This is a genomic window from Pirellulales bacterium (assembly GCA_036499395.1).
In the GTDB taxonomy this organism is placed as follows: Bacteria; Planctomycetota; Planctomycetia; order Pirellulales; family JACPPG01; genus JACPPG01.
Genome location: DASYDW010000028.1, coordinates 1 through 14,113, shown reverse-complemented (window position 1 = coordinate 14,113; position 14,113 = coordinate 1). Strand labels below are relative to the sequence as shown.

At 53.5% G+C, this 14,113-nt stretch carries 7 protein-coding genes; 3 read left to right on the top strand and 4 right to left on the bottom strand.

The annotated features are described in order from the left end of the window. Positions 1-453 precede the first annotated feature (453 nt). Positions 454-1,773: a hypothetical protein gene (locus VGN12_05595; protein HEY4308906.1), complete on the bottom strand. Its 1,320-nt coding sequence runs from the start codon at positions 1,771-1,773 to the stop codon at positions 454-456. Between the two features lie 2 nt (positions 1,774-1,775). Further along, positions 1,776-2,768 carry a hypothetical protein gene (locus tag VGN12_05590; GenBank protein HEY4308905.1) on the bottom strand — a complete coding sequence of 331 codons (993 nt, stop codon included), beginning with the start codon at positions 2,766-2,768 and terminating at the stop codon, positions 1,776-1,778. 1,613 nt (positions 2,769-4,381) lie between these two features. On the opposite strand from VGN12_05590, the gene VGN12_05585 reads away from it, so the two are divergent. From VGN12_05585 to VGN12_05575, 3 genes are read left to right on the top strand one after another with little or no spacing between them, the layout of a single operon-like run. Further along, positions 4,382-5,422, top strand: a complete 1,041-nt coding sequence (locus VGN12_05585) for a phosphotransferase (protein ID HEY4308904.1) — start codon at positions 4,382-4,384, stop codon at positions 5,420-5,422. A gap of 6 nt (positions 5,423-5,428) precedes the next feature. After that, complete coding sequence (locus tag VGN12_05580) at positions 5,429-6,424, top strand: T3SS effector HopA1 family protein (protein HEY4308903.1); 996 nt, start codon at positions 5,429-5,431, stop codon at positions 6,422-6,424. Then, the gene (locus tag VGN12_05575; GenBank protein ID HEY4308902.1) at positions 6,411-7,664 is read left to right on the top strand and encodes a lanthionine synthetase LanC family protein; all 1,254 of its coding nucleotides are present in this window, start codon (positions 6,411-6,413) and stop codon (positions 7,662-7,664) included. The genes VGN12_05580 and VGN12_05575 overlap by 14 nt, the downstream gene beginning before the upstream one ends. 366 nt (positions 7,665-8,030) lie before the next feature. Here the strand turns inward: VGN12_05575 and VGN12_05570 are convergent, their stop codons facing one another. Both VGN12_05570 and VGN12_05565 read right to left on the bottom strand, forming a co-directional pair. After that, entirely contained in the window at positions 8,031-11,681 is a 3,651-nt protein-coding gene (locus VGN12_05570) for a caspase family protein (protein ID HEY4308901.1), read from the bottom strand. A gap of 1,852 nt (positions 11,682-13,533) precedes the next feature. Next, a partial coding sequence (locus VGN12_05565) for a site-specific integrase (GenBank protein HEY4308900.1) occupies positions 13,534-14,113 on the bottom strand: 580 nt, incomplete at its 5' end.

Genomic DNA, 14,113 nt, shown 5'->3' with positions numbered 1-14,113 from the left:
CACGGATGAAGTAGCGATCGCGTAAACTGGCGAACTTTTTATTCCCCCTAGGGGGAATAAAGGCAAAAGAAAACCAACGAGAACCAACCCAGTTCCAGCCACTACCCAAAATCAATTGTGCGCAACTTGACGGACGCTACCCGTGCTGCAGAGTCATTTCGAGCTGTCGGACCCGTTTGCTTCGGCGTAGAGTCAGCTGTGCGCAAAAGTCAAATGCTGTTCGGCGGCGGCCAGTGAAATGCCGATCGCTGTTATTCTTCCGTGCGCGTGGATTGAACCACGTCTGTTGCCAGTACCGTAATAAGGTACATGAGAACCTCACGTACGCCGGAGGACTTGATGATCCTTCGCCGAGTTGCTCCAAGACGGAATGACCCAGGATGCCGTCGCCGAGCGATTGCAGGTCAGCGATCGTTGGCTCTGTCGCGACGTTCGTTCGCGCATTCTGTGCAGCTACACGCGCCCCCACTCAAAAACAGCGATCACAACGTCCGTCACATGCCGCGATGCATAGAACCATCCACGTGACGTTGCCGCAAAGAGGCTCGTTAAGTTGCCTGCCGGACCCAGCCGTTGGCTACACTGATCCAAAAACGTGCGCGCATGGACACTCGTGGCTGGATCATTCCTATATTCCTCTAATAATTGCAACCAAGGTCCAAATGTTGCATTCATAGCCTTTTGGGCCGCACCGTCAACCAATGGCTTTTCAGACGCCCTGAAAAATATAAACGGTACGGGAGGAAGATTGCTGTTCGCAGATGCTCGCAAATGCCAAAGACTTGGCCCGCGCATCGCTATTAGTTTCTCTTGCTGCGCTGCAATGAGCACGGCGACTTCAACGACCGCGTCCCCCGCCTCATCAACAGGCAAGTACTTTCCAGGGTCAACGTAAAGATAATCACCATCGGAAGGAACATCCCCATCATAAATCGTGCATACAAGGCAATCGATAGAATCCTCGTGCGTATCTACCCACGCCCCATGCTCATGTGTACCGCTGGTCGTGATAGTTCCATTTCGTGCGAAGAAATGAATATTCTTGATACTTCCTGCATCTGTTGAACTCGTCGATTGCATGTGCAATCTAGGGCGAGCAACACCGCCGATATACTCCCCGCGAATACGTTGAATCTTTATTGGCCCTGAAGTCGTGTAAACAACTAGAGTGCTTATCTCAGGTCTCGCGGGCCTGATGTGCCGCCGGTCGCCGTGATAATAGACCTTAGGAAGGAGATCATCGATAAAATACGTTTCGTCGCTCTCAATCGCCTGCCGGCTTCCGGCCCCAATCGTCTGCTTCCATTCTTCATAATCAATCCATCCCAGGCGTTTTTCCGCGAATTGTATCAGTCTCGCGGTATCCCGAGCCTGCAATATTCCGATAAAGTGTTCATCGGCGAAAGAAAGGTCTCTGCTAATCCATTTGCACAAAAACAGGGACGCAAAGAAAATCGCCGGCGCTCCGGCAAAGGAGAAGGTAATCAGTCCAATTTTTCCCCCCAGCGATGCAACCTGCTCCAACGAACCCGTGGCGACCGCCAAGAAAGCAACAAAGGCAGTAATAATCAGCGCCATTAACTGCAAAACAATGTTGTATCGAACGGATTCCCGTATCGTGCGTAGCGAGAAATAAAATACGACGAGTCCAAGTGCCACAATGAGAATAATGGATAGAACTGCGAGCACCACCTCCGTCGGAAGTGGGGGCGCTTGTACACTCTGGTGGACAGCCTGCTCCTGTACGACCTTTGCTGCGATTGCGTCGTCCATGCTTAAATACCATCGCTTTGCGACGAGGAATTGAATCTAGAAAACAGTCGTCCAACTAAATCGAGTTCAGCAATAAGCACACCCAACGTAATCACGATGCAGCCAGCGATGCGGTGTGCCTTTGCATCCTCGGGCTGCAAGGCCAATGTTAGACTCATGACCAGCGCAATCGGTGCATCGAGATTCTCCATGATGGCTCTATGCACACCAGTGATCACTTGGGTCCCATCGACGGTGCAAACCGAATTAGCCCAGTTAGCAAGATAATTTGCCACGGCTGTTGCCAGTATGCCCGTGAAGCAAAGCGCGCCAATTGCCCCGGCGGTAAAGTCCGCCGTGTTCGGCGCGGTACCTGCCATAGCAGCGGCAAGCGTAAAGGCAACTGCAATCAATGCTGTATACGTTGCCGTCCATTTCATTAGTACAAGGGAGTTCGCCCCTTTTGCTACCTCTGCGAGCACAGTAACTTCGATTGCGAGCGCGATCGCACCGGCGAGTCCGATCGCATCGTTAAGAGAGAAATTGCTTAGTGTCATCTCTTCATTCAGCGCCAGTCCTATAAGCGACACCGCGATCCCGACTAGCACACTATGGGATACCTTAGATGTGGGATTAAGTAGGCGAGTAAACAATGGCACCCAGAAGATAAACGTGGCCGTCAGAAACGCCGCGTTCACTGCATTTTCAGCGATCGCCTTTGTCTGGAGGCCATAGAAAAACACCAAACAGGTTGCGACGATAATCGCGGACAAAATCGACAGTCCTCCAAACCGCCGACTTGTTGTGTACTGGACTCCTACTGAGCCGCTCTGGCCGCGTCTCTTGCTTTGTAGGAGGTACACAAGGAAATATGCGACCGTTGCTATCCAGAAACGCGTTGCGAGATAGAAGAAGAATGGGAACGCGACCAAGGCCGACTTTACAATATGAAAGTTTACGCCCCAGATTGACACAGCGAATAACAACGCTGCATACGCAGAGTATCTGCCAGTCATTTGCCACTCCGACGGGGACTCACTCATTGTCCTGGGCAACGTCTGTGCTCGCCATAAGATGGCGTGAAGAGCGGTCGAGTGTAGAGCATACCGGAGTGCGCCGCAACGCCTTCGAGCGACAACTGCTTCCATCCGGAGCGCAAGGCGTTAGTATACCGAGTTGGGCTGTCGTCTTTGGGCAATGTCCTGAAAGCTCCGGAGCCGTAACTATCAGAGCCGGTTTAAAAGTTGCATTGAATTAAGGTTGCGCCCTGGATGAGACTGCGACCAGGACGGTCATCAAAAGGAGGCTTTCGATAGCCGAGCAACACGATGTCAAAGTCAGCGATGAACAATGGGAGAAGATCAGGCCGCGTTTGCCGCGGCGGCAGCGGAGCCACAAAGTCGGTCATCCGCCCGCGGATGTACGGGCGTGTGGGGGAAGCATCTTGGGGATGTTGCGTACTTGCCCTCGCTGGCGGGACTTTCCCGAGCGACATCACGGAAGCCAGCGAAACAATGATCTACAGCACCATGATCGGACTCATGTCACGACGGTTCGCCCGACAAAACGACTTTTGAAGACACCCTCTGAGGGTTGTGATGCTGACATGGGGAGGAAGTCACTTCCACGCCATCGCCTCTTCCGCAATAGGGTGACAGCGAGTCTGTTGTCCTCTACCTGGGGGGGGCAAAATGAGAGATTAGTCGGCTGCGTCGATTAGGGTCGCCCTTATCTAATTTGCACATGGTCCATTCAAAACATGAAAGTCCCAATGCTCAGCTTGCTCAAGAACGCAGTAGGTCGACATATTTTGCTTGAGTTTCCAATCGCCTACGGCTACAACGTGCATTCGTCCAACATTGATCAGAGAGCCGTCTCTTTATCTTAAAGGATGAAAATGCCCACTCTTCCAGGTGACCCCAATGCCGGCGCCGTTAATGGGCCCGAAAAACACGTCTTGATTTTTGGGTATGTTGGAAACTCAAGCGACCAGGATACGACTCGCATTCTCCTGGATCCATCGTTTAGAACATTTATTGATGTCTTTACTAATGACATTACTCACACTGTAACACTTCATCAATCGCAGGCGCCACTAGCGGGCACGTACTTTTGGATAAAAGAGACCGCTTACAAAATTAGCGTATATTCAAACGCACTAGCCAAAAATTTTTCTTTTCCCACTAGTGACTGCCACTCTCTGGACTGCCCGGTCCACACACTTGACGGTTGTCCGATTCCGTCACAAAATATTAATTGCATTCCGTCCGAGCAGGGCGGGTGTGCGCCGTCTACCTTTGCATGCCCTCCGCCAGAAAGTCAAAATTGCCCACCGTCGGATGATGGCGAGTGCAGTCATCAAAGGCGTCACCCATGGACGGCAATGCCATTTTTGTATCCCTCTGTGGTTTGCCCATCACTAAACTGCGGTCCGTTGAGGTAGTGATGCTCAGTTAAGGCAACAAATGTTTGCAACGTCGTTTTGCCCGGCCGCGATTCGCATTGACAGGCTGTCGCACTCTCGGCATGCATTCAATATTGGCTTGCAGTAGGCGGCTAGGCGAGCATGTCGGGATATGTCGCTCTCTCACATTCAACTGTGGTGCCATACCTCGTTCACCAGGGAATCGTGACGACATCGGACGTATTTGATCAGGGCGTCGACTGTCATATTTATGAAGGGCGAAATACAGTCGTTCGCGTGATTCTTGGCAACGCTAAGTCGTTTATCCTTAAGCAGTGGCCGTTGGCTCCGGACGGGAAACCTCAATCTGCATTTTTGACAGAGTCATGGTGCTATGCCTTTTCAGAGCGTCCTAACAATCTGGATGACCAGAAGCCATTTTTTCCACGGCTTCTATTCCGGGATTCGCCGAATTGTGTACTCGGGATAGAATTTCTTGAGCATTCGGAGCGATTTCTTTCTTTTTCTCCGACGGCATCGCAGATTCCAGCTCTCTCCAAGCTCGCTAGGCATCTCAGCGTGTGGCACTCGGTGGCGAACTATCGCGAGCCATTTGCGGACTCGCCGAATATATTGCCTGTCCGAATGCCCTGGATCTTGCGACACGTAGGCGCTGGCGGGGATGCGCTCACTCCCCGCAACTCATCTGTTGCCGGAATCTTAGATTTCATAGCCAGCCATTCCGATGTGGTCTCGCGCTTCTCGCATTTACAGCAGTCCAGACTGCCAATCTGCTCGATTCATGGAGACTTAAAAACTGAAAACGTTCTCCAGCTTCCAGATAAACATGCCCAAGACCTACGAGTAGCGATTCTCGATTGGGAAACGGCATGTATCGGAGACCCACTCTGGGATCTCGCCTGCGTCGCCGAAAGCATCGCCAGAGCGGCCGTCTTTTCATCGCCATCGCGCTTAGGGCTTTCCTGCCTGGCAGCATTCCGAGAGGCACTGCATCAATGTTCTGCTGCATCGAATATTAACGCGTTCCTTGGCGCCTATGCATCATGCGGCACATTGCCTTTCGAAGTGGTCGAGAACTGTGAATCCGACCTTGCAAAATATACTGGCGCGAGGATGCTCCAATGGACAATCGAGGCTACGACAATAACCGAAGATATCGATCCGTCGGTCTCCCTATACGCTTCACTAGCATGTGCACTAATTACTGAGGCTGAGACAAATGGACTATCATTGTCCAGAGGTTGAATAACTATGGAGTACAGTGATCAACTTCGATTCATAGCAGAGGCGATCACTTTTGCGGATGCGCACCTCATCGTGCGTGGCCCCAAAGGAGAAGAATCGCATCGAGACCTTCCAGGCGATATGACCGGCGGCCATGTCGTTGACACACTCTCGTCGCTAATCTATGAAACACTCTATTGTGGCAATTACACGCTTCACAGCACACGGGGTGGCAATCATGTCACCGATGCGCCGGTAACAGCAGGTCATGTGACCGCTGTGGCAACTGAATCGGGCTGGACAGCAAAAGAAATACTAGGGTCCGGATTTGTTTTGGCGGAAAAACCACCGGTAAGTAAATGGTTTTCACCTGGACGTTATGCAGTCGTCGCGTATTCACGAGCAGATTCTGGCAAGAATTCAGAACTAGTCGCAATTCATCAGCGTCAATGGAAAGATCCTGATGCTGAAGTGCTGTATTATGCGAGTAAAGATTCGTGGAGCTACGATTGGTATCCTCAAGCCAGATTTTACTTCAACACTCGGTCGGACGCGACGATCCGTGTATTCGACCAACTGAAGGCACTTGCTGAAGTACGTCGCATTCCTATGCGAATAAAATGTTGTCCCATGCGATCTGGATTCCATCGTACAGATAACGTGGTGTGCTATGTAAATCGCACGCTGATCGACTATGCATTTGACGCGATTGCGGGAGTCGCGGCTGACGTGCGTCCATGTCTCCGCGCCGATGTACCGCTTTTTACACACCGCATTAGTGATGGATGGTCTTTTGCAGAAGATCCTGGCGCAGGCGAAAGCTTCGGGTCGAATCGATGTCGGCATGTGGCGGAGGGAATTTGGCTTTCGTGGTCTCAAGGTCTATACGGCTCTGAAGCTATATTAGGCAGTCTAATTGGGTATTTTCACACAAGCGGTATTTCACTTACGCATCCCTATCTTGTCGGACATTTGGATGGGTTTCCACGGTATGAATATAGATGTCTCCGTGAAGTTATCTGAGCCGGGTCTAAAAGTATCTAAGGATGAGTTGCTCGACGCTGCGGCTGAGATTGGACACTGCCTAGTTCGTGACGCTATTCGTCATGATGGAAAGATGACCTGGATCAGTACGAAAGACTCTCCTACTATTGCCCCGTGGCAGAAGGCGATCGGGACAGTCGGCGGTGACTTTTATTCCGGAACTTCGGGCATTGGCTATTTCCTTGCGGTGTTGGCGCGCAAGACTGGCGATAGGCAATTTCGCCGAGCGGCCATCGAATCGCTGGAGTACGCAGAATCGTTGCGATCGAGCGGAAAAATGAAAAGCGAGCCAAGCTTCTATTGCGGCTTGCTTGGTTTAGCAATGGCATGGACACAGTTATTTTTGGCGAGTCAACTTGATTTCGTGTTCGGACGGGTTAGATCTCTGTGGGGCCAAATCGCGCGGACGGCGCCATTATGTGAATCGTGGGACGTTATCTCAGGGACGGCAGGTATCATTCCATTTATGGCGTTAATTGGAGAGTTTGTTGGTGATAGATCAACCGTTGAGTTGATAAACTCAAGCGGCATGCTCTTGATCAATGCCGCAGAGCATTGTGAAAATGGGTGCTCCTGGCGGGCGCGGGGCGGTGTCGGCCGAAATCTAACTGGTTTTGCTCACGGCGCCTCTGGTGTCGCGGCGGCTCTCTTATGTGCCTTCGAGGCAACGGGCGAGCGGGTCTTTTCCGAGCACGCGGTGCGAGCCATGGATTACGAAGCTTTCGCCTTCGACAATCGCCTTCAAAATTGGCGGGACTTCAGAACGTCGTCGTCTAAGAGCACGGATTCAGGGCAGTTTTCGTGTGCAAATGCGTGGTGCCATGGTGCTCCAGGTATAGCGATAGCGCGTCATCACGCGATGCGGCATCTTGGCGGCGATCGATGGGATGCGGAGTGCAAAACCGCAATCGAGACTACGGCTAAATCCACTTTAACGTTGCTAAATGCTCGCGACTTCAATTTTTCGTTATGCCATGGCCTATGCGGTAATGCAGAAATAGCCAGCTATTGCGCTGCTGGGCAGGAGCAGGCGGAGCGGGTTGCGAATCTTGTGCCTCGCGTCCTAAAGGAGCATTATCTAGAGTTCGGTGCTCGTATCCCCTGTGGGAGTTACTCTCTATATGAGTCGCCCGGTTTTATGCTCGGACTCGCTGGTATCGGGCACTTCCTGCTTCGGCAAAGTTCGCCAGAAGATGTCGAGAGTATAATTTGCAACTAAGAGACTGTCTTTGTTGAATCCGATCCGTTGGCTAGATCGTGTCGATTGTTTTCGTTGTTGGCTTACCTAGTGAGGGACCTTGAGCAGCTTCACGGCCACGCTGCGGTGTGGCATCTATTCTATCTGTCGCGAGGTGACGAAGCCGAGGTGAGCGTCGTCGCGCCTGCTGAGTAACGCAGGTTCCGAGCACGCTGCTCGGTGTGCGACCACTTTTGCGGACTCACCCAGGATCTCCGCCGCTCACCGAAGGACTATCTCAATATTCCGGCGCCCGCTTGGCTGCCATGTCCGGCTTGCGAAGCAGCCGTTATGTCGATGTACGACGGGCTGCATTGCGGGCTCGCGCATATCGACACTGCTAGTTATTCATTCGGCAACGGCCTCAGTAACGAGTTCGGCAATTCTGGTTGCAAGGCCCGGAATGTCGTCAGACGTCCCTGAAATTTTCAGCTTTCCGAGCGTTTTTCCATCTTGCTTCAGCAACAGTTGCACAACGACCTTCGCCCCTTCCACCGTGTATTGTCCGACAGGCCGAACCGCCCCCGTCAATTCTTCGGCATCTAAGTACACTAGAGGAGGCTCCCTGTTTGCAGCGCGGCCGGTCGCATAGCTCGCGTCGTTGAGGCGTTTGCATAAAAGTGGCAAAATCTTTAAGTCATCGTCTCCGTCCTTGGCATTGCTCAACAGCGGGCGCAGCACCATCGGCTTGATACGTGCAAGCGGAATGGCGGCACGATCTTTTGCCGTAAGACGACCCACGTCGAAACTGCCACCTCCCAGGGGTGCCATAACTCGCGGTGTCTGAACGCCGCCGATGTTTCTTGCCAAATGCGGTACGTGGTCGACGGCGTATTCAAACCACTTATTCACATCCACGTATTCGCCCTCGCGCAAGGCTTCCACTCCCCCCTGCAATCCTTGAAGCAATGCATAGGTGAGCACTCCTTGACCGTAACGGTTGGTCTCGTAGCTCACGCGGTCGGCAGTGCATCCCATCAATACATGAAGTCCAGTGCGGTCCTTGAGCCGATCCAGCGCACGCACATGGTCGCCGCTCAAATCGCGATGATCCATCAATCCGGTCGCCGCAGCTCCGGCCGCGCAGGTATCGAGTAGCATAACCTGCTTCTGGGTCGCGATATGATTAATCCAATCCACGAGCTCATTGCTCGTAACCGCGCTAGCTTCGAGCACCGCAGGATCGGCCAGAACCGTGGGATCGGTCGAGCGAGCCTCTTGCGTCAGATAACAATATAGGTCTTGTCCGCGTCGCAACGCCACGCCGTGTCCGGCCAAATAAATGACCAGGACGTCTGTGGCCTTAGCGCGGCGCGCTGCGTGCGCAAAAACATCTCTCAGGTTGGTTTTGGTTGGAGGAATTGCTCTCGGATGCTTGCAGGTGGCCAGCAATGCAAGGTGTGTCTGCTTGGCTCCGAACAAGCGCCGCGCCGCGATGAGCAAGGACTCGTACATCGACTCGGCATCCTTCGCCGCGTATCGCAACTGCAACTTGGGCGACGCGTAGTCGGACACACCGCATACGATAGCGTACAACTCGGGCGGTTTATCCTCTGCGACGCCGTCCGGCGTCCAATCGCACGCCTGGCCGCGGCTGGAAAGATAACCCTCGGCGTTCCATGTCACGACCTTAACGTGATTCGGCCTGCCGGGCGTTACGTGGGCCTCTGCCAAATCAATCGAGAGCCAAGCCTCCATGGCTGAATCTTCAACACTGGTGCCGCGTGCGTCCGCCAGCAGCTCTTTTCCGTTGACGAAGACCTGAACACGGCCGATGCCACCGCCACGATTTTGCAATCGAACCCTGAGCTTCGTATTACCCGGAGTCGGCGCCCAAAGCGTTGCAGCAGGGTATGGCGACGCATGCTTGAACGTATCGACATCGCGCAAGGCCTCCTTGTTAAAGCCCATCTTCTTGGCTAGTAAACCCGGTTCGTAGTACCGCTCTTTAAGCTGCACTAAATCGATCGGCTCATTGCCAACAATCCAATGCAAGCCATCGACGTTACCGCCATTCGCGGCGTCGAAACGCCCTTTGGGGTCGATAACAACCCAATCGCCATTCCTGAAACTGACGAGAGAACACTGTTCCTCGTCTGTTGCGGCATTCCACAGTCTTACTGTCCTGTCGACACTTCCAGTCAATAGGTGCTTGCCGTCGGGTGAAAAGGCTATCGACTTAACGGGAGACGAGTGTCCTATATATCGGCGAATTTCCGCGCCCGTGGCGACCGACCAAAGATGGACCGCGCCCTTTTCAGTCCCGGTCATGACGTATTTGCCGTCGGAGGAAAAAGCAACCGACCGGACGTCGCTTTGATGTCCTTCGAACGTCCGTATCGGCTCGCCGGATCCGGCATCCCAAAGCCGCGCTGTTCTGTCGAAGCTGCCTGTTAACACATACTTTCCGTCGGACGAAAAGGCCACGGATGCGATACTGCCCAAATGTCCGACAAACCGGACACCTTTCTGACCTGTATTTATAGCCCATGCCTGCGCAGTGAAATCGAAACTACCCGTTAGTACTAGAGTACTGTCGTACGAGAATGCAACTGAGGTAATGATGTCTTTATGCCCATCGAATGTGTGGACACACTTCCCGCTAAGGACATCCCACAACTTAGCCGTCCTGTCGAAGCTACCAGTCGTAACCCACTTGCCATCACTTGAGAATGCTGCTGAGGTGATTCTTTGCGAGTGTCCATTGAACGTGTGAGATCGCTTTCGCGACTGCATATCCAAAAGCTGCGCTACGCCGTTGACGCCACCTGCCAGCATAGACTTTCCATCGGGGGAGTATGCGACACATTCGATATTGTCTGAGAATCCCTCGAATCTTCCCGCCTCTTGGCCGCTTATCAAGTCCCAAATACGGACCGAATCGTCGCCGCCCGCCAATATCTGCGTGCCGTTCGGCGCAAACGCGATTGATGCAACCGCAGTAGAGCGCCCCTGGAGCTTGCGACGCTCTGTTCTGTTCGTCAAATTCCAAAGTCGCGCGCTCTTGTCCCAACTTCCTGTCACAATGCTTTTGCCATCGGGCGAGAATGCAACGGAGCTAACAGCATCTGTGTGCCCTTTGAATGTATGCAATTCGCCGCCGTCAATCGCATTCCAAAGCCTTGCCGTTTCGTCGAAACTACCTGTAAGCACCAAGCGGTCGTCAAGCGACAATGTGGCGGATGTGACCAATTTCGAATGTCCTTTAAAGGAGCGCAACTCCTTCGCAGACGTTGTATCCCACAGCCGTGCAGTACCGTCACTACTGGCGGTTAATACTTTTCGTCCGTCGTGCGAGAAGATGGCCGAATTGACGGCACCCGCATGTCCTTCGAAACTGCGAACCCTCTCGCCCGATGCCACATCCCAAAGCCGAGCAGTATTATCATAACTACCGGTCAAAACAAAGCGTCCGTCCGGCGAAAACGCGACTGATGAGACGTCTTCGGTATGTCCCTCAAACGAATGCCGCTCTTTGCCGGTTGCCGCATCCCACAGTCGAGCTGTCTTGTCGCTGCTGCCCGTTAAAACCACCGCTCTATCTTGTGAAAGCGCGACCGAATTGACTCCTTCTGTATGCCCATCGAATCTGCGAAGTTCGCTGCCAGTTGTCGCGTCCCACAGTCGAGCCGTCTTGTCCCTGCTGCCCGTTAAAACCACCGAGCCGTCGAATGACACCTGCGCGTCAAGGACCTCGTAAAGATGTCCTTGGAAACGGCGAATTTCGTCGCCAGTGGCTACGTCCCACAAACGCGCAGTATTGTCGAAGCTGCTTGTCAGCACTTGACGCCCATCAAAGGAAAACATGACCGATTGGATACCGCCCCAATGCCCCATTTGTACGATCAGTCGAGGGCGATTTGCTTCCTCTGCAGCGGTCTCTATGGGCACCTGCGCGCTAACTGTCGATGCCGGACGACTCAATGCCCAGGCAATCATCACGAATGATCCGATTCTCCCAATCCAGATTGCTGTCGAAGATGTTCGACGCGATTTCATAGGCGTCTCCTGTCCTGGTCGGGGTACTGGGTTACGAGTAAAGCCGAGCGAAAGAAATACTTCCGAAAGCCATCTGCCGTGCCAATGGTCAATCGGTTGCATGACGCCAAAAGCCAGATTCGGAAAAGTACTCCGCTCAATCGCGCGATGATGGCGTTGGTCGCGCCTTTCGGTCCTGCATTCGACTGGCGACAACTCGTCGTTATCGGGTCTGTCAATCTCAGCGCCGAATGTCCTTATACAACGTGGCCGGTTTGGTCGCGGAAAAGGTGCTCTGTGGTGCTCTAGTAAGCGGTGTAAACACTTTTGCTTTCGTCTGCTTCGACCAGACCTGGATATATTCCGAGATCTAACCGTAAGCGTCTCAAAGGAAGCTGCCGCGGAGGTGAAAGCGGACGGTACGCTTTCGTCAAACGATGCGGATTAGGTCATCATAATGCTCGGTCTCGCTTTGACGATTGCGAATTTCGAGAAGTCAATGACAAACTCGATATGCTTCTCGCGTTTTCAGAGGCTTATTGCGCTTGCGGCCATGATTCACTTAGACCGAATATTGCTCGTGGATGGAGCCCGTCGACGAATCGGGTGTCGCTACCTTTGATTGTTGTTTGGGGAAGCGCCGTTAGAGGTCCCGTATACGGATGCGTCGCGTTGGGGTTGTGCATCAGCCATGCATCTGCACGCGGCACTGACCACGGCAGAAGTTGCTCAAAAGCCAGGACGGCGCTGACTCGCGTGTGCGCCGCGTTTGAGGATGAGGGCCACAAGCCGTCACTACCGAAACACGACAGCTTGATCTCATCACGGTCAGCAAACGCGCCAATGCAGTTGATCACAACGATATATGGACAGGAAAGTTCCCCATAGCGAGATGCCTTCCCTTTGATTGCGTCCCGTATATTGAGACGTGATGTTACCCAACAGGCTTCTCCGGACTGAAGTCCTATGGGACGCGCACCTGCTTTCCCCCTCGCCGACGGCTTCTTGGGCAACGCTTGCACAGTGAGTTTGAGTCCATCGTGTTCGAACGAGATAGTTGGTAATTGAGCAGTCTTTCCCTCAACGGCTATCGCGAGAACATCTGCGTAGATAAGCGAATCGATCCAAATCTGGACTTGCGTGCGCCAGCGGCCCCCCGGGACGGGTGTATCCGGTGCGCCCTGAGTGTCTATGGTCAAAAAGTAGTCAGAAGTCTCGACTTTGTTGAGCGATTCCAAGAGCGCGTTGAGCCTCGCTTCTTGCGCTCGGGCTGGCACCGGCATTTCTGTCGCGACGACGCATTCAAAAATGGTACTCAGTGAATCGCCGTCAACTGCTCGGAAATCAGGTCTTCTCGGAGTATCGGGAAGAGCGGGATGGGCAATGACCTGGTGACCCGTGAGAAGGAGCATTTCGTGCGTGTAGATTTCGACAAACGCAGAATGGAATGCATAATCGTCTTCGGATCTGATCCTAGCGATAATTTCACTCGAGGTATCCTGGGGCAATCTAGACAGCCAGCTACCGAATAGCTGCCTGACCCGTTCCCACTCTGAGCCGGCTCGGCGATCAAGATGCGCAAATGTTGACTCCATATATCGCTTCGGAGAGTCGTCAGTGCGTGTTGCTGCGGAGAATAGCATCGATGACTTTAAGACGTCTGCATTGCTCGGTACAGACGAGAGTCGCGCGCGGTTGAACTGCAACTTGAAGCGGTTAAGTATACTCGGCACGTTCCGCGGGTCGACAAGATGCACATCCTCGACCATTCAGCCGCCTGAATCTCACTTGTACTCGCGAGTTGTCGATCCAAGCGCGACCGTTGCGACGACAGAACGCGGGAATGATCGGCCACCGTGGTGAGGTGCATTTCTTACGCGAAGAGATTACCTATTCGGTCGTCTTCCACTGCGACGTGTAGGTAAGCGGAGGTAATGCTCACGTTCGAATGCCCGACTGCATCGCGGACCTCGGCCAATGTTCGGCCACCGGCGAGGGCATGGCTGATGAACGTGTGCCGTCCGTGATGAATCGTAAGGGACGCCAGGCGATCAGATCCCAAAACCTTACAGGCCGTCCGAAACCGTTTGCGGAGCGTATGACGCGATAGGGGGCGGATGGCATGTCCAGACCGTAGCGAGGCAATGAATGGAGAAATTGTTTCCTTCGCGTCTTGGGCACGCACGGCGTACCACGCGGCCAAGTCTGTCAGTGTACCGGCGTCCCACCACAGCGGCACCGTCCGCGGGCGACCGCCTTTGGCCGCGCCCGAGCGAATCCGAAGATGAGGTCGTGGCATCTGCAATCGTACGTCGCCGATTTGCAGGTTTGCGATCTCGCTGGCGCGCAAGCCGCAACAGGCCGCCAGGCGGAAGACGACCAAATTCAGCCGTGTGCTTCGTGAACGAGGCGCCTTGCGTGCCAGTTCCGCCAGTACCGTGCCGAGTTCGCGG